Genomic DNA, 26,075 nt, shown 5'->3' with positions numbered 1-26,075 from the left:
ACCAATCACACCCCGCCGTCACAAGCGGCAACAAAAACAAGGAGCGTTAGAACATGGCAGAAACCATCATCGTTGGCGTAGACGGCAGTGACACGGCACAGCGTGCGGCAGAACGCGCAGCTCGCATTGCAGTGAACATGGATGCGGAACTCGTAGTAGTTACCGCACACGCATCGGATAACACCGAGGTCGTCAAGATCGGTACTGACACCTGGATTCTTGATGACGCCGAGCAGGCTGAAAAGCTCGCCGAGCAGTGTGCAGCTTCGCTTCGCCTGACCGAGCCAGCAGCCAAGGTTAGCGCCGCAGCTGCACACGGCAAGCCACAGGAAGTTTTGGTTTCCGAGGCAGAACGTCTGAACGCTTCACTGATCGTGGTTGGCAACGTTGGCATGAAGGGTCTAGGCCGTGTGCTTGGCTCCGTGGCCACCTCCGTGGCTCACGCAGCACCTTGCGATGTCTACATCGTCAAGACCGTGAAGTAGACACCGCAGTAAAACAATAGTGTGATTAGCTGCGGTCGCCCTTGGCGGCCGCAGCATCACGCACACGCTTTTCCTCAGCACGAACTGCTGCCAATGAGGCGCGTTCCTGCTGCAACCACTCGGGGCGATCTGCCAACAAGGCTTCGATCTCTGCAGTGGTCAGTGCCTCGGTAACCTCGGCACGAGCAAGACCCGAGATTGAAACATTTAGTTTGTGTGCAACTACCGGGCGCGGGTGCGGGCCATTGGCACGCAATTCTTCCAACCAGGCAGGCGGGTTGGCCAGCAAATCATTGTATTGAGCTCGGGTGACCGAGCCTTCCTGGAACTCGGCCGGAGCGGCCAGCAGGTAGATGCCTAATTTCTTTGCGGCAGTAGCCGGCTTCATGCTCTGTGGGGTTTTCTCACTCATATCTTCAAGCGTACCGGTACGCTGGGGTAGTGGTAGGACTAAAAATTGCCTATGTACCGGGAGTCACCCCCGGCAAATGGCTTACGCGCTGGAACGAACGCTATTCGCAGACCCCTTTAACGGCGCTGCGCTACGACTCTGAGGGGATTCTTGACCGTCTCGGTGGCGGAGAGTCCGATGTAGTTTTCGTGAGGTTCCCCACCGGAACATCGCCCAAAACACCCGCAATCCATGTGATTCCGCTCTATGAAGAGCAGCCGGTTATTTGCGGCGCCAAGGAAAGCGACCTTGAGCTTTTTGATGAGCCAATCACCCCTGCGGATTTAGCAGATCAAACGTTTTTGGATCTAGCCGATTATCCGCAAGACGTTGGTGGCATCGCCATGGCAATGGAAGTGTGTTCTTCCGGTGCCGGTCTCTTGCAGCTACCGCTGAGTGTGGCTCGGTTACATCACCGTAAAGATGTCATTCATAAGGAACTGTCGGATGTTCAAACCACCAGCATTGGTATTGCTTGGCTTGCCCCACAAGGGGACGACCCAACGGATCCGGTGATCGATGAATTTATTGGTGTGGTTCGCGGACGCGGTGCCAACTCTTCACGCCAGGCTTCGGTGGCTCAAAAGCAGCAAGAAGAAGCCGAAATTGCCCGCAAGCGCAGGCAAAGTGCCCAATCGGAACAGGCCAAGGCCGTTAAGAAGGCAGAAGCTAAGAAGAAGTCTGTAGCACGTCACGGAAAGCGTCCGGCGGCTAAACGCGGCAGGCGCTAGATTCCCCTGGAGTCTGGTCAGCTATTGATGAGCTAATGGTATTTAACACTTACGGACGGAATCCACCTAGATGACCGACTCGTGAGACGCTGGAATGAGACAGCTATCACAAGGGAGTGCACGTGGAATTCGGAACGTATCAAACATTGCTCGTTGAACAGCAGGGTAATGCACTGCTGGTCACCGTCAACCAGCCAGAATCTTTAAATGCACTTGCTGCAGCAGTGGTTGAAGACCTGTACACGCTTACCACCGTCCTTGGCTCGATCGGTACCGATGCTGCGTGGCCGGTGCACGGCGTGATCATCACCGGAGCCGGTGAAAAAGCGTTTGTGGCGGGCGCAAATATTGTTGAGATGCATTCCATGGATTCGGATGCTGCTGCCGCCTACGGTCGGCGCATGCACCAAGTAACACTGGCCCTTGAAGCATTGCCGGTGCCTGTCATTGCGGCAGTGAATGGTTTTGCTCTAGGTGGTGGTTGCGAACTGGCGATGGCTTGTGACTTCCTCTATGCCTCCGCCAATGCAAGTTTCGGTCAGCCAGAGGTCAACCTTGGGTTGGTTCCAGGCTTTGGGGGATCGGTTCGATTACAGCGTCGTGTGGGTATTGGTATGGCACGTGAACTGATCTATACAGGACGTCGGATTAAGTCGGCGGAGGCCCTACGCATAGGGCTTGTAAACCGGGTGTTTGAAGACATCCCGGCATTACTTGATGGAGCCAAAAACACAATCGATGAGATTGCTGGCAAGTCGCCGACGGCAGTAGCTAACGTTAAAGATGCAATAAATGAAATTGCAGGGTTGAACACCGTCGACGGACTTGAGGCCGAGGTCCGTTCCTTTATGAAGGCGTTTGCAACACAAGATTCGGTTGAAGGACGCAGTGCTTTTGTGGCCAAGCGTGCTCCACAATTCCCCGGAAACTAATGGAATCAATCTACAACCCAACACGTTTCCCCTATGGTGAGCACCCCAGTCAGTTCGCAGACCTGTGGGTCCCCGATGAGATCACCCATAAACCAGTTGTCATCATTATTCATGGTGGTTTTTGGAGACAAAAATATGGGGCCGAGCTCGGGATCCCGCTGGCCCAAGATCTGTATACGCGCGGATATGTGGTGTGGAACCTCGAATACCGGCGCACCTGCGGGGGAGACGGTGGCTGGCCCCAAACGTTCCTTGATGTTGCAGCGGGCATCGATGTCCTACACACCGCCCTTGACAGCATGGGCATTGCGAACGCCCCTAGGGTCGCTATTGGGCACTCGGCGGGCGGACACTTGGCCCTCTGGGCAGCAGGGCGGCACAGGCTCCCGGATCTGGCACCCGGAGCGCTTCCACCGGGCGAACAATGCCTCGATGCAGTGATATCGCAGGCAGGAATTCTAGATCTTGGCCTTGCCGATACCCTAGGACTAAGTAACGGAGCAGCAAGATCCTTGATGGGATGCGACAAACAAGAAGCCCCTGAGCTATGGGATTGGGCTGATCCGGCGCCGCGCATACCGTTGGGTATCCCCGTGGTGATGCTGCATGGCAGCACTGATGAGGATGTTCCCGTTGAATTAGGCAGGGAATTCGCACGGCGGGCCATGTTGGTTGACGCAGGTGTGGACTACATTGAATTCGATGGTGACCATTACGGGTTGATCACCGTGGGAGACCCAGCATGGAATTTGTGTATTCAGGCACTGCAGAAGTTGGAAACTACCATGCTTGTTGGCGAGTAGTCTCACAAAACTCCCTATTCATTGGGGCATAAACGGTATATTGAAAGTTTGGAACTAATCGAAGAGGAGCAGGATGTGCTAACGGTCATTGGCGAAGCCTTGGTCGACGTGCTTTCGGGCGGAATCAGTGCACCCCGCTCCTTTGTCGGTGGCAGTCCACTGAATGTTGCTGTGGGTCTGGCCCGACTTGGGCATCCAGTGACCTTCATTGGCCGGTGGGGCGATGACGAATACGGCAGGATGATTCAGCAGCAGTTGAGCGCCAACAGTGTGCAATACATCTGCGGGCAGGACTCCCACCCGACCTCTACCGCACGCGGAATCTTGGATCCGGCCGGGGCAGCAACGTACAGCTTTGACCTGCTCTGGGACCTACCCCAGTTGGCCCTAGACACTCCGGCACTTTCCGAAGCTCAGGTGGTGCATACCGGGTCACTTGCAACGATGGTTGAACCCGGAGCACAAAAAGTTCTGAAGCTCATTGAAAGAGCCAGACCACACGCGACAATCTCCTATGACCCAAATATCCGCCCCTCACTGATCACTGATCATTCGGCGGCAGTTGCCAGCGTTGAACGTTTCATAGCTCTTGCCGATGTCGTGCGAGCCTCCGATTCTGATCTCGAATGGCTCTATCCGCACCGTAACGTTGAAGAAACCGCCCAGGCTTGGTTGGAACTAGGCCCGGCAATGGTTGTTGCAACCTATGGTTCGCGAGGCCCCTGGGGGCTTGTAGCAGCAGGAACAGCTCGCGCAGCGGCCCCGCTTGTTGATGTTGCAGATACCGTCGGTGCCGGGGATACATTTATCGCGGCAATGCTCGCGGCCCTTGCTGATCGTGAACTGATCGGTGGGGCACGGCGTGAAAACCTCCGCAAGCTCGATGTAGCAACGCTCGAAGAGATTCTTGACTATGCGGCACGCGCAGCGGCAATTACTGTCTCACGTGAAGGCGCGAACCCTCCGTTCCGTGCCGAAATTATTTAGTTGAAAGATAGCTAATGCTCAAGAATGTACGCTTGATCGCCAGTGATCTAGACGGAACCATCATTCGTGCAGACGGAACAATTTCTCCGCGAACCATCAACGCATTCCTCAAGGCTCGAGAACACGGGATCCATATTGTTTTTGTCACCGGTCGTCCATTTCGCTGGTTAACACCGATACGTGAAGCCTTCGATCATTTGGGAACCGTTATTTGTTCAAACGGTGCAGTTCTCTATGACCTCGAAAGCGAAAAGCTGATTTGGTCAAAAACCATGGATGTCCCAACTCTTCAAAAGGTCAAGAACATCATCACGGCGGCCGAACCTGGTGCAACATTTGCCGCCGAAACCACGCGTGGCCTTCATCTTGAGTCTGATTTTGCTGAATCCCATGAACGTGAACTAATTTCACGATTCGAGCCATTGAATCTACGTTCATCGGAACTTTTTGAACACGGGGTAGTGAAATTTCTTGCCAAATCAAGAACTAAGAATGCCGATGAATTTCTGGCCTTGGTTGCCGATAAACTTGCTTCGCTTGTCACGGTGACCCACTCGGCCAAGGATGTATCACTATTGGAAATGGCTCATCCGCTTATTAATAAATCTGTTGCGTTGGCAGATTATGCTAAGGGACTCGGAATTGTTTCGGCAGACGTTGCAGCGTTTGGAGACATGCCAAATGATCTGGAAATGCTTTCGTGGGCGGGCCACGGTTATGCGATGGCTTCGGGACACGCGAGTGCCTTAGAAGCAGCAGCCTACCGGGCACCGGATGTCGAAGAAGATGGAGTGGCTCAGATTATTGAAAAAATTCTTGAAGCCAACAAATATTCGTAACCGCAAAGCTTAGTCATTTAGAGAAAGCTAGGGCACTTACTATGGACTCACCTCGTGTTGGAACTGTGCCCTACCTTCTCAATGTCTCAGGTGGCCCACTGGCTGGCCAGCCTCTTGCCTTTGCACACCGAGGTTTCGCCCCGAGCAGCGAAGAAAACACGATCAAGGCATTCCGGGCAGCATCCGACTTGGGTTTTCGTTACTTAGAAACGGATGTGCATACAAGCAAAGACGGAATCCTCATGGTGTTTCATGATGAGACTCTGCAGCGCTTGGCCAAGGCACCGGGAAGAATCAAAGACTATAGCGCCGAGCAGCTAAAAGAGTTCAGGGTTGCCGGAGAAAAAATCCCAACTTTTGAAGAACTCCTCGTGATGTTCCCCGACTCACTTTTCAACGTTGATCTCAAAGATAGCGCCAGCGCGACTCGACTGGCCGAAATCATTGAAAAGCATGAAGCATATGATCGGATACTCATTGCCTCTTTTGCCGGTGCACACAGGGTTGCTGCGCAAAAACTACTCAAGTATCCGGTGGCGACAAGTCCGGGGTTCATTGGAGCTGCTGCTGCAACGTTATTGAGCAAGGTTAGCCCACTGCCACGGCGCGGCCTCGGAAATTTTGCTGCGTTGCAAGTCCCCGAATTTCACGGAAAGATTCGTGTTGTTACCAAGAAATTTATCGATAAGGCTCACGATCTAGGAATCCAAGTACATGTTTGGGTCGTCAATGAAACCACGGATATGCACAGAATCCTTGATCTTGGGGTTGATGGAATCATGAGTGACAGGGCAGATCTACTGGCAGCCGTGATGCAAGAACGTGGCCACTGGCCGCAAACCCAAAATATTGGCTAACTGCCAAACCCGGGCTTCTACTCAGTTGAAGAAGCCACAAGAGCCAATGGTTCAAGCACTTTTGGTGCCCAACGCATCATATCGGCCGGATCAGCATCGGCTAGCAAACGTATCCAGGTCGCATGAGTCAACAGCGGGGCAATACGCAAGGCCGGGGCCACCAGTTCGTAAAGTTCATCGGGTGCGCCAAATTCTTCGAATTCTGCCAAATATGCACCGATAGCCTGCATAATGCGTGGATCATCGGCAGTGGTCCGAAAATCGATACACATCCGTTCGATGGGACGGGCCAGCGATGCAAATGGATGGCTCCAGTGTGAGTTGCTCAAATTCAGCAACCGAGAATGAGCGGTCTCCTCGGTCGGTGCAAAAGCACGACTCAGATCGAAAGAACCATGTTCTAAGGACAAGGGAACCGTGCCTTCGGAGAGCTTGGTGCAGGCCTGCTCAATATCCCCCAAAGCACTGTATGCATGATCGGCGTCGCTTGCCGGGATTCCTAACGGGTGATCAAGGGGCAACGAAGCATGAAGCATGAGTGCGTTATTGAACTCTTCGGGCAGCCACGTCGGATCCATGACCTGCAGACCCGTATCAAAGAGCGTCTCCTCATAGGGAATAAGATTGATTTGAGCCCTGCCCAAAGAACCTAAAGCGCGTGCCCAAAGCTCGTGGGTTAGCGGCATTGAAGCCAAGGTTGCCCCATAATCGGAACTTAGCATCCAGCCACGAGCCGGGTCGATGGCCAATGGCATCACGAACTGCGCCGGGGTTAGCCCGGCCGTTGCCGAAGTTAATCGTGCTTCAAAGATTTGGCCCGGTGCTAGAGCCTTGAAATAGAGCTGCCCGGCATCTGTTTGCACCCGTGCATGAATCGAACGAATCGACGGGTTGCCCAAATCAATAGGTGATATGCGTGATAGTGCATATGTTTCGCAGGCCATATCGATCCAGGTCTCGATATCTGCACGCCATCCGTCTTCTGCCCATGTTCTCATCCACTCAGCCACCGCACTATCGTATCCATTGAAACGTTGGCTTTCCTGTGAGGATGGAAATGCCCATAGGTTTGCGGTTTATCCTCGTGTGTCTAACCCTTTGCCGAACCTGCCATCAGGCCACGAACAAAGTAGCGTTGTAGCGCAAAGAACACGAGTAGGGGAACTATCAAGGCAACGAATGCGCCAGCAGTGAGAAGATGCCAGTCTTGACCGTGAGTACCGGTAAGTTCCGCCAGAAGTTTGGTGATCGGGGCGACCGGTCCGTCAGCGAAGATTAACGCCACCAAGAGGTCGTTCCATACCCAGAGAAATTGGAAGATTGAAAACGCCGCGATGGCGGGGGCCGTTAATGGCAACGCAATCCTAAAGAATATTTGGCCGTGGCTTGCCCCGTCCACTCGCGCGGCCTCGATTATTTCAGTGGGAATCTCAGCGATGAAGTTATGTAAGAGAAAGATGGCCAAGGGTAGGGCAAAAATTGTGTGTGCGATCCATACTTGGGCGTATCCGGCCGAACCAAAGGCACCGATTACCGGATAACCAAAGATCTCCCCGCGGGCAAAGAGCCTGAGTAGTGGAACCAAAGCCATCTGAATTGGGACGATCTGTAGGGCAAAGACCAAAACAAACATTAGATTTTTGCCCGGGAACCTCATCCAAGCAAAAGCGTAAGCGGCAAGAGTAGCTAAGACCAACGGAATAATTGTTGCCGGCAGGGTGATGGCTATTGAGTTGATGAAGGAACCAGCAAGATTGAGCTGGCTGTTGCCAGCCTGAAGCACCGCAGAATAGTTATCGGTAGTGATCCCCCAATTTTGGAATATTGTCCACCAGCCCGTGGTGCGTACCTCCTGTGCTGGACGCACCGAAGAAACCAGCAGCCCGAATGTCGGGATGGTCCACAACGTGGCAATGATCAACGCTGCAAGAGTTGCCCAACGGCTGGTGAGCCGACGTTTAGCCAATGAAGCTAAGGGAGGAGCCTGCTTCTTCAAGACCGAGGATTTCTTGATTGGTGAAGTATCGGTGGCGGTGGGCATTAGCGCAGCTCCCTTTGCTTCTTAATCTGCCGGGCATTGTAGATGACAATTGGCATCACCATTAGAAAAAGCACAACAGCGAAAGCTGCCGAACGGCCCTGCTCAAAGTTGCGAAATTGGGTGTACATCTCATTGGCAATCACCGAGGTGCCATTGGCACCGGCGGTCATGGTTCGAACAATGTCAAAGACCTTGAGTGAAGCAATGGAGATAGTTGTGAGCACCACCACCAAGGATGAGCGAATGCTTGGCAGAGTGACATTAGAAAAGCGCTGCCACGCATTGGTTCCATCAAGCTCTGCAGCCTCAAGTTGTTCGGTAGGAACGGCCTTGATGGCTGCCGAAAGAATAACCATGGCAAAACCAGTTTGTACCCAAATCAGCACCGCAATTAAGGCCAAAGTGTTGAATGGCTCAGCCTGGAGAAATTGCACCGGTTCGCCGCCCAGCCATACGATAATTTGGTTGAGCAATCCAATTTGTGCTTGGTCGATTGGTCGCGCGGTGTAGATGAACCGCCAAATAATCGACGCACCAACGAATGAAATTGCCATGGGCATGAACACGAGGATTTTGAAGACTTTCTCTCCGCGTGACTTATCAATGAATACCGCATAGGCAAGACCAGCGATGGTGGAAATCGCGGGTGCCACAAGAACCCAAACAACAGTGTTTAGAACGGTTCGAACACCCTGTGGCTGAGTGAAGATCCAAATGAAGTTTTCCAGCCCAACAAACTCGGTCCCTCGCGAGTTCATGAATGATTGGATGGTTGTTTGAATGGTGGGGACTATGAGTCCTGCGATCAATAGCACGATGGCGGGAGATAGAAATCCAATGAGTTGGAAAACATATCCTGCACCGTCGCGGGAGCGATAATCTAACCAAAAAAGTACGATGCCCAAGAGCCCTGCTCCGATGATGGCCCAAGTATACGAGTCAAGTGCCAGCATCATGCCGAGCGGGAAAATAATGCACGCAAGCAGACGAATGATTGTATATTTTTTGCCTTGACGCGGGGCGAGTTCAATGAAGAAAAGCAACAGGGCGATAACTGCCAGGAACACACCGATGATTATCGGTATCTGCAGCAGCGATGGCAGGGTGCTGAGCCATTGCAGGAAGCCAGACATGTGTACCTTTCACCAATGCCACATTCAACAAGCGAGGCGCCGCCGGGGGATAGGAGGAAAAACGTGGTGTGGGTAGCTGGAGCTCTGACGAGCCACACCTACCCACACCACGGCAGCTCTAGCTTGAAGGCCAACCGCTTTCAATTTGCTTGAGTACTGCATCGGTCTGTGAACCGTTGATCCAGTCGACCATGCCCTTCCAGAACGAACCGGCACCAACGCTGCCTGGCATCAGGTCCGAAGCATCAAAGCGGAAAGTGGTTGCCGGATCCTGCAGGATCTTTACCGCCTCTTGAAGCAGTGGATCCGAGGCATTTGCCGGATCTAGGCCCTTGTTGGCGCTCAGCACGCCACCGAGCTTGACCCTTGAATTTGCCCAGTCGGCGCTCGAAAGATATTCCTGAACCTTGATGACAGCGGGATCATCGCTGAAGGCACCAACGATTTCTCCACCACCGGTCACGGAATTACCTTGTCCATCAATCGAGGGAGTAACAAAACCCCAGAGATCAGCATCGGGGCCAACGGTCCCGCCGGCTTCCGTGATGAACCCGCTGAAAAACGAAGCCTGGTGATGCAAACTGCACTTGCCACTGACCAATACATCCGCCACATCGCCAAACGCTGTGCTATTGATCGAAGCAACATCTCCGTATCCGGCATTGACGTACTTCGGGTTCTTCAAGATCTTTCCGACCTCGTCAAACGCCGACTTGATCTGTGGATCGGTGAACTTCACCTCGTTGGCTACCCACTTGTCATAGACGTCCTTGCCAGATTGACGCAAGACCAAATCTTCAATCCAGTCTGTTCCGGGCCAACCCGTAGCATCACCAGAGCCAAATCCGGCGCACCAAGGAGCCGAACCCTTGTCTTTTTCGATTTGAGCTGTGAGATCGAGTAATCCTTGCCAGGTGGTAGGCACCTTGTAGCCCTTGTCTTTGAACTCGGCAGGTGAATACCAGACCCAGCCCTTCACGCTTGCCATCAACGGCGCACCGTAGAGCGTCCCATCGACAGTTCCGTATTTAGCCCAGTCCTCGGACCATCCGGAAGCTACATTTGCTTTCACGCCATCTGGGGCGGCCTTGAGGAACCCTCGAGTTGCCAGGTCACCCAATAGACCGGGTTGAGGAAATATGGCAAGATCCGGTGCGTTGCCGCCCTGGGCTCGAACCGCAATCTGGGTCTCAAATTCCTTTGAGGCCTCGTATTTGATGGTGATGTTGTTTTCCTTGGACCAATCGGCCCAAGACTGCTCAAGAAGTTTGGCTTCGGCATCCGCGATGGTTCCATAAATGGTGACCTCCGCCGGAGCAGCGGAAGCTCCGCCGGATGTTTCGGTGGGTGCAGAACTACTTTCGCTTACACCCGGACCGCCGCCACAACCCGCAAGAACAAGTGCCGCGGCCCCGGCAGCTGCCACAGAAGAAAATAACCGTCCGTATCGAGATTTGTTCATGAATCCTCCGTTCCGTCGACCCGAATATGCCTCGAGCCGTTGCGTAAGGAAAGGGACAAAATACCGATGACACCTTGGGTGTGATTCCTTGCCACCCGGCATGCGAGGCACCGTTTGATGGCAAATAGATTCAACGGTTAACTTGTTCCGACCCCCATGAATAAAAGTGCCTGACTTGTGATGACCTAAGCACTCCTTGTGCCCATAATGCAGAGATACGCGGAACTTTACAAGGGGTTGGTTGGGAACAACCGAGTAACGATATCAAAGGTTTGGCTTAGATTCAGCGGAAAAAACATCGCAGTTCACTGAAACTTCGAGACATATCTGCCAGCTTTATGTCTGGCATTCGGTGAGCATGACTAGGCTGGGGATAAGACCCACATTGATGATTCAAGAATTGCTGAAGCAGCCAATGCTCTAGTACTGGCTGGCAAGCTTTCTTGAATCAACACGGAAGGGAAACACCCAGCCATGAATAAGCCAGTAATCATCGCCCCACGGTACAGGCACCGGGATTTCAAGGCGGTGCTTTTTGACCTTGATGGCGTTCTGACGCCAACCGCCGAAGTCCACAGAGAAGCATGGCAGCAGCTCTTTGACGATTTCTTCGTATCTATTGGCGAGAAGCGTCTTTACACAGAGGTAGACTATTTTGCTCTTGTTGACGGTCGCCCCCGTTATGAAGGCGTAGCCGCGCTACTTGCGGATCGTGGGATTGAATTACCCTGGGGCGATGACACCGATGAACCAGGGTTTACGACTATTTGTGCTTTGGGGAACCGTAAAAATACTGTTTTCCGCGCCATTCTGCACGAACAAGGAATTCAGCCCTACCCCGGATCCCTCGAATACCTGAGGCAAATTCAGGAAGCCGGCCTAGATGTTGCCGTTGTTTCATCCTCACGTAATGCCGAAGATGTTTTGGAAGCCGCCGGACTCAGGCAAGAATTTTCCGTGGTGATCGGCGGTTTACAGGCTGATGCACGCTCCCTTCCGGGCAAACCGGCGCCAGATACCTTCATTGCTGCAGCAAGAGACCTAGGCTGGTCGGTGAATGAATGTGTTGTCATTGAGGACGCTGTCTCCGGGATCCAGGCGGGTGTTGCCGGCGGCTTTGGTCTTGTCGTGGGTGTTGCCCGTGATCAACCTGAAGAAATGTTGTTGGACTCCGGAGCCAGTATCGTGGTTTCTGATCTTTCCGAACTGGTGGGTCCAACTGCACGAGATGCGTGGGCACTTGATCCGTGGTCTTATGTACGCCAGCATCCGCGACCCGCTGACTATTCGCTGGAGCAGACAATTTTTGCTCTCGGTAACGGGTTCCTTGGATTGCGTGGAGATTCACTAGGCATTGGTGATTGCACCAAAGGCATGTTCATAAACGGACTGCATGAAACTTGGAAAATTCGTCACGCAGAATCGGCATTTGGGCTGGCAGAAACCGGCCAAACCATGGTTGCAGCCCCCGATGCACGGACCTTCCGTGTGTACATCAATGATGAAGCCTTGGAAATTGGGCGCACCGAAATCCTTAAAGACGAACTTCGCCTGGACTTCAAGGATGGGACGCTGATCTCCGACACCTTGTGGCGTACCGCAGAAGGCCACCGGGTCATGGTGCGCACTAGGTCAATGATTTCGTTTAACGAACGGCACCTAGCGGTTTTCCGCACAAGTATCAGGCTACTTGATGCACCAGCGCACGTCTTCGTGCAATCCTCGTTGATTGGACTAGTCACTGAGACTCCGGTGATAACCCCCGCCGAATCGGACGCCGGGGAGCCAGCATTTGATCCTCGCAAACGCGAAACAAACGGTGAAGAAAGCCTGCGCCCCGGGGGCACCTACGAAGAAGGCGACACTGTAGCCCTAAGCTACTACGTCAAGGGCACCAATATGTCGGTGGCCACCACCGTCCAACACGATATCCGGGTGTCCGGGGCAAACCCGGAGATTTCGCGGCACCATGAAATCACTGATTCCCGCGCGGATTCTAATGTTTCGGTGTATTTAAACGTTGACCAGGCACTACACATTGATAAATTTGCTTCGTATCACGCCTCGAGACGACATAGCACCGAAGAAATGGTCATCCGTGGTGTCCGTGCGCTCAAACACCTGGTGCCACGAGGAGCCGATGAGCTGTTCTGGAAGCAACGTGAATTTCTTGCCGAATTTTGGTCTCACGCCGACGTGCTTGTTGACGCCGATCCGCTGCTACAACGGGCCATTCGATGGAATCTATTCCAATTGGCGCAGGCATCTGCTCGTTCCGACGGCTTGGGGATCTCGGCTAAGGGTGTCTCCGGAGACGGGTACAGCGGCCACTACTTCTGGGATACGGAAATCTATGTGCTTCCCTTCCTGACCTACACCAATCCACAGTGGGCACGGAACGCATTGCGCGCCCGTGTATCAATGATTCCGGCAGCCAGGCGCCGCGCTGCAACACTAAATGAGCACGGGATCCTCTTCCCGTGGAGAACCATTAACGGTGAGGAGGCCAGCGCCTACTACCCTGCCGGAACCGCCCAGTATCATATCAACGCTGACGTAGTTTATTCGTTGGCTCGTTATGTGCGTGCCAGCGGAGATTCTAGGCTCATGCTCAATGGTGGGGCAGAAATAGTCATTGAGACAGCTAGGCTGTGGCAGTCTCTTGGATTTTGGCGCGACTCTCCGGCCGGACCAGCTTTCCATATTCATGGAGTTACTGGCCCGGATGAATATACGGCGGTGGTCAATGACAATACCTTCACCAATGTCATGGCGCGCTTTAATCTGAACTACGCGGTGCGGATCATGGGGTACCTGAAAGAGGAGTTCCCCGAAGATTATGCACGGATTAGTGAGGAGCTCTCGGTCACGGATGACGAAGTTCATCAATGGGCGCGTGCAGCAGAAGCAATGTTTATTCCGTTTTCGGAATCTGTTGGAATTCATCCGCAGGATGCTGGATTCCTTAACCGGGAAGTATGGGATGTTCCGGGAACCGATCCTAAACACCGTCCATTGCTCCTGCATTATCACCCGCTGGTAATTTACCGTTTTCAGGTGCTCAAACAGGCAGATACGGTGCTTGCTTTGTGGCTGCGCGCCTCGGATTTCACCGCCGAACAAAAGCTTGCTGACTTCAAGTATTACGATCCTCTGACCACCGGTGACTCAACACTTTCGGCAACGGTTCAGGCTATTTTGGCTGCCGAAGTGGGCTATCAGGATCTTGCCTACGAGTACTTTGACCATGCATTGCACGTGGACTTGGAGAACTTGCATGGGAACACTTCGGATGGAATCCATGTGGCCTCAACCGGGGGAGTCTGGGCGGCTCTTGTCTATGGATTTGCTGGCCTCCGCGATGATACCGGCGAGTTGTGCTTTGATCCGAGGTTACCGGAAAGCTGGAGAGCGCTGAGTTTTTCTTTACGTTGGCGCGAAAGCCAGATTCGATTCCAAGTTCAGGCGGAGCTCTTGACTGCCGAACTCACCGGGAACCTTGCCGAGGGAGAATATCCGGTGACCTTTTACGTCCGGGGTGTGGAATACACCCTGGATCCAGAATCGTCACGCATTGAGATTCCGCTGGAAGGGCAAGGACCCAAGACCCCCGGTGCGCCGACAATTGACGCCGTATTTGCCATGCAGCGGGAGGACGGTTCACCCTTGACCTCAAGTATTAGGAAGCTAACAGCCGTCGAGGAACTGGAAGCGGAACCGCCACTGAGTATTAACTAACGAATGATTGAGAAAAAACCGTGGCCGCAGGTGCGCTCCGCATTTCAGAGTTAACGAGCGGCCACGGTGAGGTGGAACAAAATTTGTAGCTAAATGGCTTTTCTAGTGGGTTGCCCCGTCAAGCTCTTCGCTTTGGGTGGGTTCGGTCCCGCGCACACGTGCAATGCTGCACATCAGGTGGTAGATCACGAGCGTGGCTGCGGTGCCCAAGGCGATACCACCAAAGCTCATATTCCCAAGATTTAGTGCGTTATCACCATAAAGCGCAATGGCAATGATCAGACCGGAACCTGCTGTCATAAGGTTGATTGGGTTGGAAAAATCTACCTTATTTTGCACCCATAGGCGAGCGCCAACGATCGCGATCATGCCATAGAGTACGATTCCGGCACCACCTGCAACACCCGCTGGAATTGTATTGATCAGCACACCAAATTTGGGGAAGAAGGCCAAGGCGATGGCAACAAACCCAGCGATCCAATATGCAGCTGTTGAGTACACGCGTGAGGAAGCCATCACACCAATGTTTTCGGCGTAGGTAGTGGTTCCGGATCCCCCACCAAAGCCGGCGATGACTGTTGCTGCGCCGTCCGCCATCAGGGCTCGCCCATTGACATCATCAAGTTCCCGATTTGTCATCAGTGCAACTGTTTTTACGTGCCCAACGTTTTCGGCGATCAGGACGAAGACCACGGGTAGGAACAAGATGAGGGTATCTAAGTGGAATGTGGGTGCGGAGAAATCTGGCAGGCCAATCCAAGGCGCATCGGCAATCTTGGAGAAGTCGACCTGGCCTTGGGCCCAGGCCACCAGATAACCAACGATGATGCCCAGCAAGATGGATAGGCGTCCGAGCATGCCACGGAAGAGCACCGTGGTCAGCACGATGGCTAGGACCGTGGCAAAGGTTGTCAGTGGAACGGTTGTGATTTTATCGGTTGTTGTTGTCGCCAGGTTGAGCCCGATCAACGCGACGATGGTGCCCATGACCACCGGTGGCATTAATGCATGGATCCAGTTTGTCCCGGCCTTTTGTACGATCAGTCCGACGATAAATAGTGCGACACCGGCCATGACGATGCCGCCCAGCGCGCCACCCATTCCATGGGTGGCCATGGCACCGGTGACCGGGGCGATAAAGGCAAATGATGAGCCCAGGTAGGAAGGCACCCGGCCCGCGGTGATCAAGAGGAACAGGAGTGTACCTAGGCCGGTAAACAGCAGTGTTGTGGTGACCGGGAAACCGGTAAGCGTTGGAACCAACACCGTGGCACCAAACATTGCCATTACATGTTGAACACCAACTCCGATGGTTTGCGGCCAGGCAAGCCGTTCGTCCGGTGCCACCGCTGTCCCTGGGGTGATGGTCTTACCATTGCCGTGTAATGTCCAGCCAATACCGAAGCGGTTTCTCATGAATGCCTTCCGGGCGCGAGAGGGAGGGGAGCGTGCTGCCAAACGGGTTTCACGTGGAACAAAATGTACAGAAACCCGTTTGGCATTTTACGCGTTAGCCGGAGTGAACAACACTTTGGTCATCGGAGGCAGTTTGAGCAAAGAAATACAATTCGTGCAAGCTTGAGGTTTCGAAGGCCTTGAACATCTTCGCCCGAGTTGTTTCATGTGCAGCGTCGAACAGTAAACGGGTGGTTTCAATGGCTTGGATCGTTGACTTGTCGAATTCTGGTGAAGAATAGGTTTCCAACCAGTCTCCATAAGGGTGTCCCCGATAGTTTGCTGCGGCCAATCGGGTTCCTACGTCCTGATAGATCCAGAAACAGGGCAGCAAAGCTGCTACTAGTACCGGGTAGTCATCGGAGTGCGATACCAGGTGGTTCAGGTAGGCGGTGGTGGTATTGCTGGGTTCTGGAACCCATTCTTCGAGCCGGCCGCGATGAAGTTCCAGCTCCTCTTCAAGGCAGCCACTGGCACTTGCAGCCCAGAAGCGCTGCTCGCTGGTGGTTGGTGCAAGCTCCGAGGCGCGAGACATGACCCGTGCGTATGTTCGCAGGTACAGGGCGTCTTGTCCCAAATAATCCTCAAAATCATCGCGGTTCAGGGATCCATCCTTCAATCCTCGAATGAATCCAAGCCCGTCAATCTCCTCACGGGTCGAGGCAATTGAATCCCACCAAGCGCCCATCGAATCCGCGGAACGTGCTGCAGTGTGAGACCAGAGCACACCAAAATGATGGATCGGGCCATGCCCACTTCCAACCCGCAGCTGATCAGCCCCGCTAATTGCGGTATTCAGCCAGTCCTTGGCGCTATCAAGGGCTTGTACCCAATCACCGGTGCGCGCATAAAATGTGGCGAGCGCGGAAGAGAACGAACAACCAGTTCCGTGCGTGTTCCTGGTTGCCAAGCGTGGTGCAGAAACCCCATGAAGAATCCCAGTCGCGTCGATTAGCGCATCGGGACATTGCGGTCCATCAAGGTGACCGCCCTTGGCCAGCACCAACACCGAGTGGGTGCTGGCAACATGACGTGCCTGAACAATGACTTCTTCCCAGCTGGTTGCTACTTCGGTGCGGGCAAGCACCGCAAGCTCCGGAATGTTTGGGGTGAGCACATCTGTAAACTCCATGAGTTTCAGCAACGCATTTTCACCAGCATGATCCAGCAAACGGTCTCCGCTGGTGGCTATCATGACCGGATCTAGAACCACGGGGATAACAGCTGTCGCGCGGATTCCGGCAAGCCAGGTGGTGAGCTCGGTAATGATTTCGGCGTTGGCGAGCATGCCGATTTTTATTGCGTCGATTTCAATGTCTTCGGATACTGCCGAAAGCTGTTCTGCCAAGAATGCCGGAGGCGGCACATGTACTGCACGTACCCCACGAGTATTCTGGGCGGTCAATGCGCTAATCACCGCCATTCCGTAGCCGCCGCAGGCCGCAATGGATTTTAGATCGGCCTGGATTCCTGCACCGCCCGATGGATCCGAGCCTGCGATGGAGAGAATGTTTTTGATGGAGTTAGTCATTATTTTCGCCTTCCCAGGCTGCACGCAGCTCTAGACTTGCTGCTTGGGGGTCTTCGGCGGCGCAGATGGCACGAACCACAGCCATGCCCGCGGCACCCGAATTGAATACCTGAGAAACATCTTTCAGGTCAATGCCGCCAATCGCTACGCACGGCATCGAACTGAGGCTTACCGCGTGTGCCAATCCCCGGTATCCCAAGGGCTTGGGATGGTCTTTCTTGGTGGGAGTCGCATGAACGGCGCCCACTCCCAAATAATCGATGGTTCCCGGGACCGCATCATTTAGCGCGTTTGCCGCCAAAATTTCTGCATCACTTGAGGCACTCAGGCCAAGAATCGCATCCGGACCGATCAATTCACGTACCAAGTTGGCAGGGATATCGGACTGGCCAATGTGCACACCTTGCACGCTTGCCCCGGCGGCGCGCGCAGCAAGATAAACATCTACCCGATCATTGATCACAAGATCGGCGGATCCCGCCGTATAAACAGCGGATTTTTGCACAACTTCAACAAATTCTCCGGCTGGCATATCTTTGCAACGCAGCTGAATCATCTGCACCCCGCCCGCAACTGCCGTAGCAATGACTTCCTCCAGCGGGCGGCCCATTGTTGATGAGGAATCCGCTACCAAATAAATACTGAGGTCTCGCATTAGGAAAGTACCGCCTTGTCTTTGAGCTCTTGGGGCTGCACTAGGTGGAGGGAATCAATGAAATTCATTGCAAAGGAACCAGGGCCGTCGCTGATGAGCACCGCACGTTCGGCGGCCGCAGAATAGAATGCATGGGCAGCAACGGTTGCCACAAGTGGGTCATCGTGAACACTGAGGAATGCTGCAACCATGGCCCCTAAGGCGCATCCGCCTCCTGTCACCCGAGTCAGCATGTCGCTGCCTCCGTGGACCAAAACGTTGCGAGTTCCATCGGTGATCAGATCTTCCTGACCGGATACCGCCACAACGGCACCGCTACGCAACGCCAAATCCCTAGCGTGCTGGGCAGCGACTGTGACGGTATCCGTGGAATCAACTCCGCGACCACCGGACCCCGAATCGGCAAGAACCATGATTTCCGAGGCATTGCCACGAATCACCGTGGGGTCCAAGCTGCGGAGCTCAAATGCCAATTCGGTTCGAATCTTTAAAGAACCGATGGCAACGGGATCCAAAACCCAAGGGGTCCGGGAACTATTGGCGGCTGCTACCGCCTCTAAGAAACCATTGCGTTGTTCGGCATAGGGAGTCCCAAGATTAATGAGGGTTCCCGAAGCAATAGTGGCGAAATCACCGGCTTCTCCCGGTAGATCTGCCATGGCAGGGGAAGCCCCGGCGGCAAGCAAAACATTTGCGGTGAAGTTTGTGACAACGGTATTGGTTAGGCATTGGATCAGGGGAGTTGAAGCGCGCAATCGTGCGAGGCAATTGGCTAACTCACTGGTATTTATGACAAATGAAGGTGCAATGGAAACCATTAGCAACATCCCTCCGCTAGTACGAACTAGATCAGGTGCGACGGGTCTAATCTCAGTTGGCATAATTTGCCAACACCCCGTGCCGCTAGATGTGAGCCTACCTTGAAGATGGGTACGGATCGCAACAACATTTCGTAACTCGTAGAGGTCATTGAACTGTTTTGTGGCGCGCCACCCTGTTAGCGCACAGCAGCGAGCCGTAGGCTCGGGGTATGGGTATTTTTGTTTCCGCTGGTGATCAGGTCGCGGCTTCCGAGAGTATGGCGCTGAATGAGCTCGAGCTACCTCGAGTGGTTGCACCGTCGGCAGAGAAGATTATTGACACGGTCGAGGCAATGCATGATGTTGTTGCGACGAGACTGGCGCACCCCAGGCGTTTCAGGGCCTCACAACTCAAGGCCCTTGAACGAATGCTTGATGCGCACCAGCAAGAATTCCTTGATGCCCTAGCAGATGACCTTGGTAAGAGCTCGGTTGAAGCGAAACTTACGGAAATCGATATGGTTCGTTCCGAGATCGATCATGCGCAATTGCATCTTTCAGAATGGATGGAATCCAAGCCAGTAAAAGTCCCGCTCGCATTTCATCCGGCCGCGGCAAAGATTGAACCCCAGCCACTGGGCGTTGTCTTGATCATTGGACCCTGGAATTATCCGCTACAGCTGATTCTTGCGCCCCTGGTTGCGGCAATTGCTGCGGGGAATGTTGCGGTACTTAAACCTTCTGAATTGGCACCTGCAACCTCAATTGCTCTCGGTAGGCTCATTCCACAATTCCTTGACCAGCGAGCCTACGCGGTTATTCAAGGTGGTGCTAACACCAGCAAGACCCTCCTAGAACAGCCGTTTGACCACATATTTTATACGGGTGGTGAGAAGGTCGGAAGAATTGTTGCCCGTGCCGCTGCCGAACAGCTCACGCCTGTCACCCTTGAACTCGGGGGTAAGTCCCCGGCTGTGGTGATGGATGGAACTCATGCCGCGGTTGCCAGACGTTTGGTGTACGGAAAGTTCATGAACGCTGGCCAAACCTGTGTGGCTCCGGACTATGTGCTTGCCGTTGGGAATGCTGCCGAGGCGTTAGAGAAGCAGCTGGCTAAGGCAATTACAGCGTTTTACGGAAAATCTCCCATACATTCCAAGGACTACGGGCGCATTGTCAACAGGGCTCATTTTGATCGGTTGGTTTCCTACCTTGACCAAGGCGAAATCATCATTGGTGGCGGATATGACGAGGCGACACTCAAAATTGAACCAACAGTCATGATCAACGTTGATCCGCGCTCGCCATTGATGCAAGAAGAAATCTTCGGGCCGATCCTGCCGATCATGAGCGTTGATAGCTTCGATGCAGCAGTACGTTTCATCAATTCAAGACCCAACCCATTGGCCGCATATCTCTTTAGCGAAAACCCTCGGCTGCAATCATCTTTTGGTGACCAGGTGCGTGCCGGAGCAATAGTCCATAACGCCCCGAACCTTCACCTTGCGGTCCCGGGGTTGCCCTTCGGTGGAATAGGTGCTTCCGGGATGGGCTCCTACCACGGACGCCACGGATTTGAACGACTTTCTCAGATGCGTTCGGTCATGGTCAAAACTGCTGTAGTAGACACGCTCAAGGCCATTTACCCGCCCTATACGTGGGCCAAGAGCAAGATTATCGACAAGCTTCTCTAATACGAGCGTAAAGAGGCGGTGACCTGCGAGAAATCTTTGATTTCTCGCAGGTCACCGCCTCTTTTGTGGTTTTATCCAAGGACCGAGTCAACGATTTTTTTGGCTTCTGCCTGAACCAAAGCCAGATGCTGGGCGCCCTTGAACGATTCGGCATAAATCTTGTAAACATCTTCGGTGCCCGATGGTCGGGCGGCAAACCAAGCGTTTTCTGTGGTGACCTTGAGCCCACCAATCTTGGCTCCGTTGCCCGGTGCCTCGGTCAGCCGTGCTGTGATTTTCTCACCAGCGAGATCATGTGCCGATACATCGGATGCCGAGAGACTACCAAGTTTGGCTTTCTGCTCACGGTTGGCCGGTGCATCGATGCGTGCGTAGCTAGGGGCACCGTGTTCTTCTGTGAGACGTGAGTAGTGCTTTGATGGGGTGGAACCGGTGACAGCAGTGATTTCGCTGGCCAGCAAACCCATGATGATCCCGTCCTTATCGGTGGTCCAAACCTTGCCATTGTGGCGCAGGAAGGAAGCCCCTGCGGATTCTTCGCCACCGAAGGCACCGGAACCATCCAAGAGTCCCGGGACAAACCACTTGAAGCCCACCGGAACCTCAACCAGGTTACGGCCAAGGTTCGTGGCCACCCTGTCGATCATTGAAGAAGAAACAAGAGTCTTACCAATTGAGGAATCTGCTGCCCAACCGGTGCGGTTCGCGTAGAGATACTCAATTGCGACGGCCAGGAAGTGGTTGGGATTCATGAGCCCGGCATCCGGGGTGACGATTCCGTGACGGTCTGCATCTGCATCATTGCCCGTGGCAATATCAAAACGATCCCGTTGGGCAATCAGCGAAGCCATCGCCGCAGGCGAGGAACAGTCCATGCGGATCTTGCCGTCGGTGTCTAGGGACATAAACGCGAAACGCGGATCAACTTCCGGGTTGACCACCGTGAGATCCAGCTTGTGGGTTTCGGCAATGGCACCCCAATAATCAACTGAGGCGCCACCCATGGGATCGGCCCCAATCCGGATTCCGGCCTCACGGATTGCATCAAGGTTTAATACCGCGGGAAGATCGTTAACGTAGGAAGCCATGAAATCGAATGCACCGATTTTTCCACCCAAGCGTGCGGCGCTCAGGGACGTACGCTTGACCCCGCGAAGATCGTTAGCCAAGAGTTCGTTGGCACGGTTGGCGATCCATGATGTTGCGTCGGTATCGGCGGGCCCGCCGTGGGGCGGGTTGTATTTTAGGCCACCATCGGCCGGTGGATTGTGCGAGGGGGTAATGATGATCCCATCGGCGCGAGCCGCGGCAGGGTCGGCATTGTGCATGAGAATTGCATGGCTCAGTGCCGGGGTGGGGGTCCAACCGTTGCGTGCATCGGCGAGGATGCTGACGTCGTTTCCAGCCAGAACCTCAAGGACCGTGTCCTGGGCCGGATCCGAAAGAGCGTGGGTGTCCTTACCGACGTAAATCGGACCTGTGATGTTTTCGCCGGCCCTGTACTCGACGATTGCCTGGGTAATTGCTGCAATGTGATTCTCATTGAAGGAACCGGTCAGCGAGGAACCGCGGTGCCCTGAGGTTCCGAAGGAAACCTTCTGCGCCGGGTCGAAAACGTCAGGGCGCAGAGTGAAATATGCGTCACGGACCGCGGAGAGATCAATGAGGTCAGCTGGTGTAGCCGTAGTGCCGGCGCGAGGATGAGACATGCTCCAATAATCTCATTGATCACCAAATCTCGGATCGGGATGCTCTGTGATTGATATTTTTAGCACGTGCTCGGCAAGATTTTTGGCGGCTCCTGTGAGCTGGGAATCGGTCACCAAGTAGGTTTCTTCATTGAAGCTCAAGATCCAAGTAAAGGCATCGCGGATTAACGATCCCGCAGGCGTTTGGGGCGCTGCGCGAAGTTGTTCACGCGCAGCAACCGCAAGGTGAGACCACCGGTCATCTGGAACAGATCTTCCCACGAGTGGAAGGACAAGCTTCCCTGTTCTTGATATTCCGGTGACACCACCACTCCGACGAATCTGCACTACTAAAACTTCACTCATTGGATTTCTTCACTTGCCTGCCGACTACTCATTGGAGAAGTGCGGGTCAATACCAACCTTTGACCACGCAGCACTTAGCGCACCGGCTTCCGGGGAATTTTCACCAAACTCTCGGCGTGCCTGCAACAAGGTTTGCCCGGCAAAGAGCGCAAAGCTTGCATCGATGGGTAGAGATCTTGTGGCAATCGTGTTGAACCATATCGAGCCAGCACGTTCCCACGCGTTTCCACCCAATGCCATGGCGAAAAGATAGAAGGCATGATTGGGGATCCCGGAGTTTAGGTGTACTCCGGCCGAATCTTCAGTTGTATGCACGTAATCGTTCATGTGCATTGGTTGTGGGTCACGACCCAAAATTGGGTCATCGTAGGCGGTTCCGGGTGCCGCCATGGAACGTAGGCCCGAGCCGTGAACGGCCGGGGTGAAAAGCCCTTGTCCAATGAGCCAGCTGGCACTGGAAGCATCGTCTTTTGTAGCGAATTGTTCGACCAAGACGCCGAAAACATCGGCGATTGATTCATTCAGTGCCCCGGACTGCCCGTGATACTCGAGGTTGGTGGTGTATTGCAGTAGCCCATGGCCTAGCTCGTGGGCAATAACGCTCAATGAGGAGGTAAAGGAGTTGAAGATTTCCCCATCTCCATCGCCCATGACCATCTGCGTTCCATCCCAAAACGCATTGTCATAGTTTTGGCCATAATGAACGGTTCCAAGCAATCCCATGCCGGCTCCGTCAAGGCTTGAGCGTTTGAAAAGATCTGCAAGGAATTCATAAACGATTCCCAGTCCGTCGTAGGCTCGATTCACATCGAGATCATCACGGGGGGCTTGAGCCTCGGAACGAACAAGTAATCCGGGAGTAATCTCTCCACCCTGAGCGTCGCTGATTTTTCTGTGTAGTTTGCCCGATTCATCGAGCATGGCGCTGAGTTTTGGATGCTGTCCGTGTAGGCGTTCATTGCGCAGTGCCTGATCCAGAAGCAGGGTTTGCCGAGCGCTCGTGGCAATCCGGGAGCGACGCTGTGCTTCGGAGCTTTGTTTCTCGAGGTCTGCGGGTCTGCGGGCAATGAAATCGCGCATTCCCTTGGGCGCATCCCATTCGCCGTCGCTGGCTGCCATTGAAGCTAACAGATATGGCGGCACCGCGCGGTGTTGCGGGTGGTGGTCAGAGGTTGCGTTGTTTGTTGCGATACCCATGAAGCTAACTTTTGCACCGAATCCTGAGCATCGGTTGTGAGGGTGCTGAAAGACTAAGTTGGCTAAACTTGTAGATAAATTCGCTGGACGATAGCCGTTCGGGGGTTGGTGTTGGGAGAAAACATGCAGGATCCAAAAGACCGTCAAGGCCAGAATGGGCAGGAACCGTCGTTTAGCGACCCTTCCGATCCTCGGTGGTCGCAGAACCCGCGGGTTGAATCCCCACCAAGCGGGCAGCAAGGCAGTAATCCGTATGCGGATCAGCCGCTATATGCACCTCCCGGCCAGCCGCAAAACCCTTATCTAAACCAGCCTAAATTCCCAAATCAATACCAACAGCAGCAGTATCCGCAAGAAAATTACCCACAACCCATGTATCAGCCTGCAGCCATGGAAGCATCAAATGTTCTTGGAATTATTTCCATGGTGCTGGGCATCATTTCGGTGGTGACTTTCGGGGCTTTTCTCCTGCCGCAACTGGGCGCCATCGTGTGTGGACATATTTCCCTAAGCAGGGAAAAGACCCGTCGTGGCTTTGCAATCTCCGGTCTGATTATGGGCTACATATGTCTGGGACTCGGCATTTTGATGGTCATTGGACTCATTGCCGTAGCCAATGTGGGAAGCACTTATGGCTGGTAGCCGTAAGGTGAAAAATTCTTACTGAAACCATTGAAATGGGGTCGACTCGCACAGCGAGTCGACCCCATTTCAATGGTGCTGATCAGATTTTTTAGCGAACCTCACCCATGAGCTTTTTCAGAGGTCGTGCGCTAAGTGCCAATGCCAGACCCAAGATAATGGCTGTACCGCCAAGGGCCAAGAAGTAGGTAATCTCATTACCTTCCGTGTAGAACCCTGCAAGCACACCGGCAAGGGTGGTGCCCAAGGATACCGAGAGGAAGAACAATGCAATCATCTGTGTTCCGAAGAGCGCTGGAGCCAGCTTGGTGGTTACCGACTGGCCAATGGGGCTGAGCAGCAGTTCTGCAACGGTGCACAAGAATAGGATGCCGACCAGAGCCAACAACGGCGTCTGATCCAGTGATTCGAGCGGGATGAAGACCAAGAATGCGATGCCCACGATCACCAGTGAAGCCGAGAACTTGGCAATGGTGCCCGGCTGGCGGGTACCCAGCTTGGTCCACATTGCTGCAAAGACACCGGCAAGAATGATGATAAATACCGGGTTGATTGACTGTACCCAGGAGGCAGGAATTTCCCAGCCAAATAAGTGACGGTCAAGACGTTCCTCGGAGTACACGGCAATGAATGTGAACTGCTGTTGGAACAGTGCCCAGAATGCTGCCGAGGCGATGTATAGCGGGATGAACGCGGTTACCTGCTTGCGTTCGGTGCTGGTGATGCGCTTGGAGCGCAGCATGATGGTGAAGTACACGATTGAAGCAATAATTACCGCGTAGGCGATGGTCATTGCAAGGGTTTCAACCTTGACGATCTTCAAGGCGAAGAGCGCAACGATCACAGCAACCGAGACAAGCCCGATCAAAAAGTACTTCTTGCGTTCGTTGGCAGGAAGCGGGTTGATGACCTCGTGAACCGACGCGGGAAGGTTCTTGCGGCCCATCATGTAGATGCCAACGCCAAGTGCCATACCAATTGCTGCTGCGGCGAAGCCCACGTGGAAGCCCCACGACTTGTGGAGGAAGCCGGTGAGGATCGGGCCGAGGAAACCACCGATGTTTACACCCATGTAGAAGATGGAGAATCCGGCGTCGCGACGTGTGTCTTCCTTGGAGTACAAGGAGCCGACAAGCGCCGTGGCATTGGCCTTTAGCCCACCCGAACCAATGGCTACGAGGATCAGGCCAATCGCTAGGCCCACGAAGCCCGGAATCAGTGCAAGGCCTAGGTGACCTGCCATGATCAGGAATGCCGAGTACAGCAAGACCTTTTCTGAACCCAGAACGCGGTCCGCGAGCCACGCACCAAGAATGGTGCTCAGGTAGACGGCGCCGCCGTATGCACCTACAAGTGAAAGGGCAAGTTCCTTGGGGAGACCGAGGCCGCCCTCGGAAACGGAGAAGTACATGTAGTACGCGAGGATCGCTTGCATACCGTAAAAGGAGAAGCGTTCCCACATCTCAATGCTGAAGAGGTTCGACAGCGTGCGGGGGTGACCGAAGAAACCAGTCTGGGACTGATCCTTAGGCAGGGTGGTTGTAGACATGGTTCAATTTTTCGCCTGTAACCGGCGTCATGCCCACTT

The 26,075-nt window shown here is 53.9% G+C and carries 23 protein-coding genes and 1 riboswitch; of the genes, 10 read left to right on the top strand and 13 right to left on the bottom strand.

Annotation, left to right across the window (positions count from 1 at the left end):
- Positions 1-53 precede the first annotated feature (53 nt).
- Positions 54-485: a universal stress protein gene (locus tag CQ018_RS14695; protein WP_105550775.1), complete on the top strand. Its 432-nt coding sequence runs from the start codon at positions 54-56 to the stop codon at positions 483-485.
- A 25-nt stretch (positions 486-510) separates the two neighbouring features.
- On the opposite strand, the gene CQ018_RS14690 is transcribed toward CQ018_RS14695, so the two are convergent.
- Positions 511-897, bottom strand: a complete 387-nt coding sequence (locus CQ018_RS14690; protein ID WP_105550774.1) for a DUF5997 family protein — start codon at positions 895-897, stop codon at positions 511-513.
- Positions 898-926: 29 nt separating this feature from the next.
- On the opposite strand from CQ018_RS14690, the gene CQ018_RS14685 reads away from it, so the two are divergent.
- From CQ018_RS14685 to CQ018_RS14660, 6 genes are all read left to right on the top strand, one after another.
- On the top strand, positions 927-1,667 hold the full coding sequence (locus CQ018_RS14685) for a substrate-binding domain-containing protein (RefSeq protein ID WP_181149914.1): 741 nt from the start codon (positions 927-929) through the stop codon (positions 1,665-1,667).
- A 122-nt stretch (positions 1,668-1,789) separates the two neighbouring features.
- Positions 1,790-2,599: an enoyl-CoA hydratase/isomerase family protein gene (locus CQ018_RS14680; RefSeq protein WP_105550772.1), complete on the top strand. Its 810-nt coding sequence runs from the start codon at positions 1,790-1,792 to the stop codon at positions 2,597-2,599.
- Positions 2,599-3,402 carry a S9 family peptidase gene (locus CQ018_RS14675; protein ID WP_105550771.1) on the top strand — a complete coding sequence of 268 codons (804 nt, stop codon included), beginning with the start codon at positions 2,599-2,601 and terminating at the stop codon, positions 3,400-3,402. The genes CQ018_RS14680 and CQ018_RS14675 overlap by 1 nt, the downstream gene beginning before the upstream one ends.
- Before the next feature lie 48 nt (positions 3,403-3,450).
- Positions 3,451-4,389, top strand: a complete 939-nt coding sequence (locus tag CQ018_RS14670; RefSeq protein WP_308729209.1) for a carbohydrate kinase — start codon at positions 3,451-3,453, stop codon at positions 4,387-4,389.
- A gap of 14 nt (positions 4,390-4,403) precedes the next feature.
- Positions 4,404-5,228 (top strand): HAD family hydrolase, encoded by an 825-nt coding sequence (locus CQ018_RS14665; RefSeq protein ID WP_105550770.1) that lies wholly within the window; start codon positions 4,404-4,406, stop codon positions 5,226-5,228.
- 41 nt (positions 5,229-5,269) lie between these two features.
- Positions 5,270-6,085 carry a glycerophosphodiester phosphodiesterase gene (locus CQ018_RS14660; RefSeq protein ID WP_105550769.1) on the top strand — a complete coding sequence of 272 codons (816 nt, stop codon included), beginning with the start codon at positions 5,270-5,272 and terminating at the stop codon, positions 6,083-6,085.
- A gap of 17 nt (positions 6,086-6,102) precedes the next feature.
- On the opposite strand, the gene CQ018_RS14655 is transcribed toward CQ018_RS14660, so the two are convergent.
- The 4 genes from CQ018_RS14655 to CQ018_RS14640 form a co-directional block, all read right to left on the bottom strand.
- Positions 6,103-7,083, bottom strand: coding sequence for a hypothetical protein (locus tag CQ018_RS14655; protein WP_146111924.1), 981 nt, complete (start codon positions 7,081-7,083; stop codon positions 6,103-6,105).
- Positions 7,084-7,175: 92 nt separating this feature from the next.
- The gene (locus CQ018_RS14650) at positions 7,176-8,126 is read right to left on the bottom strand and encodes a carbohydrate ABC transporter permease (protein WP_105550767.1); all 951 of its coding nucleotides are present in this window, start codon (positions 8,124-8,126) and stop codon (positions 7,176-7,178) included.
- On the bottom strand, positions 8,126-9,259 hold the full coding sequence (locus CQ018_RS14645) for a carbohydrate ABC transporter permease (protein ID WP_105550766.1): 1,134 nt from the start codon (positions 9,257-9,259) through the stop codon (positions 8,126-8,128). Before CQ018_RS14645 ends, CQ018_RS14650 begins: the two co-directional genes overlap by 1 nt.
- A 118-nt stretch (positions 9,260-9,377) precedes the next feature.
- On the bottom strand, positions 9,378-10,721 hold the full coding sequence (locus CQ018_RS14640; RefSeq protein WP_105550765.1) for an ABC transporter substrate-binding protein: 1,344 nt from the start codon (positions 10,719-10,721) through the stop codon (positions 9,378-9,380).
- A 474-nt stretch (positions 10,722-11,195) separates the two neighbouring features.
- Here CQ018_RS14640 and CQ018_RS14635 point away from each other — a divergent pair, with 474 nt between their 5' ends.
- Entirely contained in the window at positions 11,196-14,459 is a 3,264-nt protein-coding gene (locus tag CQ018_RS14635; protein ID WP_105550764.1) for an HAD-IA family hydrolase, read from the top strand.
- A 102-nt stretch (positions 14,460-14,561) separates the two neighbouring features.
- Here CQ018_RS14635 and CQ018_RS14630 read toward each other — a convergent pair whose 3' ends face one another.
- The 4 genes from CQ018_RS14630 to thiM form a co-directional block, all read right to left on the bottom strand.
- Positions 14,562-15,875 (bottom strand): uracil-xanthine permease family protein, encoded by a 1,314-nt coding sequence (locus tag CQ018_RS14630; protein WP_105550763.1) that lies wholly within the window; start codon positions 15,873-15,875, stop codon positions 14,562-14,564.
- Between the two features lie 94 nt (positions 15,876-15,969).
- Complete coding sequence (thiD, locus tag CQ018_RS14625; protein ID WP_105550762.1) at positions 15,970-17,445, bottom strand: bifunctional hydroxymethylpyrimidine kinase/phosphomethylpyrimidine kinase; 1,476 nt, start codon at positions 17,443-17,445, stop codon at positions 15,970-15,972.
- On the bottom strand, positions 17,438-18,100 hold the full coding sequence (gene thiE, locus CQ018_RS20580; RefSeq protein WP_105550761.1) for a thiamine phosphate synthase: 663 nt from the start codon (positions 18,098-18,100) through the stop codon (positions 17,438-17,440). The genes thiD and thiE overlap by 8 nt, the downstream gene beginning before the upstream one ends.
- Complete coding sequence (gene thiM / locus CQ018_RS14615; RefSeq protein WP_105550760.1) at positions 18,100-18,918, bottom strand: hydroxyethylthiazole kinase; 819 nt, start codon at positions 18,916-18,918, stop codon at positions 18,100-18,102. The genes thiE and thiM overlap by 1 nt, the downstream gene beginning before the upstream one ends.
- Positions 18,910-19,008, bottom strand: a riboswitch (TPP riboswitch). (Overlaps the previous gene by 9 nt.)
- A 122-nt stretch (positions 19,009-19,130) precedes the next feature.
- On the opposite strand from thiM, the gene CQ018_RS14610 reads away from it, so the two are divergent.
- Entirely contained in the window at positions 19,131-20,594 is a 1,464-nt protein-coding gene (locus CQ018_RS14610) for an aldehyde dehydrogenase family protein (protein WP_105550759.1), read from the top strand.
- Positions 20,595-20,665: 71 nt separating this feature from the next.
- Here CQ018_RS14610 and pgm read toward each other — a convergent pair whose 3' ends face one another.
- Genes pgm through CQ018_RS14600 form a run of 3 tightly spaced genes read right to left on the bottom strand, consistent with a single transcriptional unit; the run spans position 20,666 to position 23,845 of the window.
- Positions 20,666-22,303, bottom strand: a complete 1,638-nt coding sequence (gene pgm / locus CQ018_RS14605) for a phosphoglucomutase (alpha-D-glucose-1,6-bisphosphate-dependent) (protein ID WP_105550758.1) — start codon at positions 22,301-22,303, stop codon at positions 20,666-20,668.
- Between the two features lie 12 nt (positions 22,304-22,315).
- Positions 22,316-22,648, bottom strand: a complete 333-nt coding sequence (locus CQ018_RS19910) for a hypothetical protein (protein ID WP_146111923.1) — start codon at positions 22,646-22,648, stop codon at positions 22,316-22,318.
- Positions 22,649-22,672: 24 nt separating this feature from the next.
- The gene (locus CQ018_RS14600; protein WP_105550757.1) at positions 22,673-23,845 is read right to left on the bottom strand and encodes a M4 family metallopeptidase; all 1,173 of its coding nucleotides are present in this window, start codon (positions 23,843-23,845) and stop codon (positions 22,673-22,675) included.
- Between the two features lie 372 nt (positions 23,846-24,217).
- Between CQ018_RS14600 and CQ018_RS20330 the strand changes: the two genes are divergently transcribed.
- Entirely contained in the window at positions 24,218-24,487 is a 270-nt protein-coding gene (locus CQ018_RS20330) for a DUF4190 domain-containing protein (protein ID WP_105550756.1), read from the top strand.
- A gap of 91 nt (positions 24,488-24,578) precedes the next feature.
- On the opposite strand, the gene CQ018_RS14590 is transcribed toward CQ018_RS20330, so the two are convergent.
- Positions 24,579-26,036, bottom strand: a complete 1,458-nt coding sequence (locus tag CQ018_RS14590) for a peptide MFS transporter (protein WP_105550755.1) — start codon at positions 26,034-26,036, stop codon at positions 24,579-24,581.
- Positions 26,037-26,075: the final 39 nt, after the last annotated feature.

Origin of the sequence: Arthrobacter sp. MYb227 (assembly GCF_002975435.1) — a bacterium.
Lineage (GTDB): Bacteria > Actinomycetota > Actinomycetes > Actinomycetales > Micrococcaceae > Paeniglutamicibacter.
Note: the sequence above shows the minus strand (reverse complement) of the source record. Positions and strands in the feature narration are given on the sequence as shown.

Bases quoted from the DNA above. Each gene is read 5' to 3' on its own strand.
- CQ018_RS14695 (WP_105550775.1), top strand. From the start codon at position 54: ATGGCAGAAACCATCATCGTTGGCGTAGACGGCAGTGACACGGCACAG.
- CQ018_RS14690 (WP_105550774.1), bottom strand. From the start codon at position 897: ATGAGTGAGAAAACCCCACAGAGCATGAAGCCGGCTACTGCCGCAAAG.
- CQ018_RS14675 (WP_105550771.1), top strand. From the start codon at position 2,599: ATGGAATCAATCTACAACCCAACACGTTTCCCCTATGGTGAGCACCCC.
- CQ018_RS14665 (WP_105550770.1), top strand. From the start codon at position 4,404: ATGCTCAAGAATGTACGCTTGATCGCCAGTGATCTAGACGGAACCATC.
- CQ018_RS14660 (WP_105550769.1), top strand. From the start codon at position 5,270: ATGGACTCACCTCGTGTTGGAACTGTGCCCTACCTTCTCAATGTCTCA.
- CQ018_RS14655 (WP_146111924.1), bottom strand. From the start codon at position 7,083: ATGAGAACATGGGCAGAAGACGGATGGCGTGCAGATATCGAGACCTGG.
- CQ018_RS14650 (WP_105550767.1), bottom strand. From the start codon at position 8,126: ATGCCCACCGCCACCGATACTTCACCAATCAAGAAATCCTCGGTCTTG.
- CQ018_RS14645 (WP_105550766.1), bottom strand. From the start codon at position 9,259: ATGTCTGGCTTCCTGCAATGGCTCAGCACCCTGCCATCGCTGCTGCAG.
- CQ018_RS14640 (WP_105550765.1), bottom strand. From the start codon at position 10,721: ATGAACAAATCTCGATACGGACGGTTATTTTCTTCTGTGGCAGCTGCC.
- CQ018_RS14635 (WP_105550764.1), top strand. From the start codon at position 11,196: ATGAATAAGCCAGTAATCATCGCCCCACGGTACAGGCACCGGGATTTC.
- CQ018_RS14630 (WP_105550763.1), bottom strand. From the start codon at position 15,875: ATGAGAAACCGCTTCGGTATTGGCTGGACATTACACGGCAATGGTAAG.
- thiD (WP_105550762.1), bottom strand. From the start codon at position 17,445: ATGACTAACTCCATCAAAAACATTCTCTCCATCGCAGGCTCGGATCCA.
- thiE (WP_105550761.1), bottom strand. From the start codon at position 18,100: ATGCGAGACCTCAGTATTTATTTGGTAGCGGATTCCTCATCAACAATG.
- thiM (WP_105550760.1), bottom strand. From the start codon at position 18,918: ATGGTTTCCATTGCACCTTCATTTGTCATAAATACCAGTGAGTTAGCC.
- CQ018_RS14610 (WP_105550759.1), top strand. From the start codon at position 19,131: ATGGGTATTTTTGTTTCCGCTGGTGATCAGGTCGCGGCTTCCGAGAGT.
- pgm (WP_105550758.1), bottom strand. From the start codon at position 22,303: ATGTCTCATCCTCGCGCCGGCACTACGGCTACACCAGCTGACCTCATT.
- CQ018_RS19910 (WP_146111923.1), bottom strand. From the start codon at position 22,648: ATGAGTGAAGTTTTAGTAGTGCAGATTCGTCGGAGTGGTGGTGTCACC.
- CQ018_RS14600 (WP_105550757.1), bottom strand. From the start codon at position 23,845: ATGGGTATCGCAACAAACAACGCAACCTCTGACCACCACCCGCAACAC.
- CQ018_RS20330 (WP_105550756.1), top strand. From the start codon at position 24,218: ATGTATCAGCCTGCAGCCATGGAAGCATCAAATGTTCTTGGAATTATT.
- CQ018_RS14590 (WP_105550755.1), bottom strand. From the start codon at position 26,036: ATGTCTACAACCACCCTGCCTAAGGATCAGTCCCAGACTGGTTTCTTC.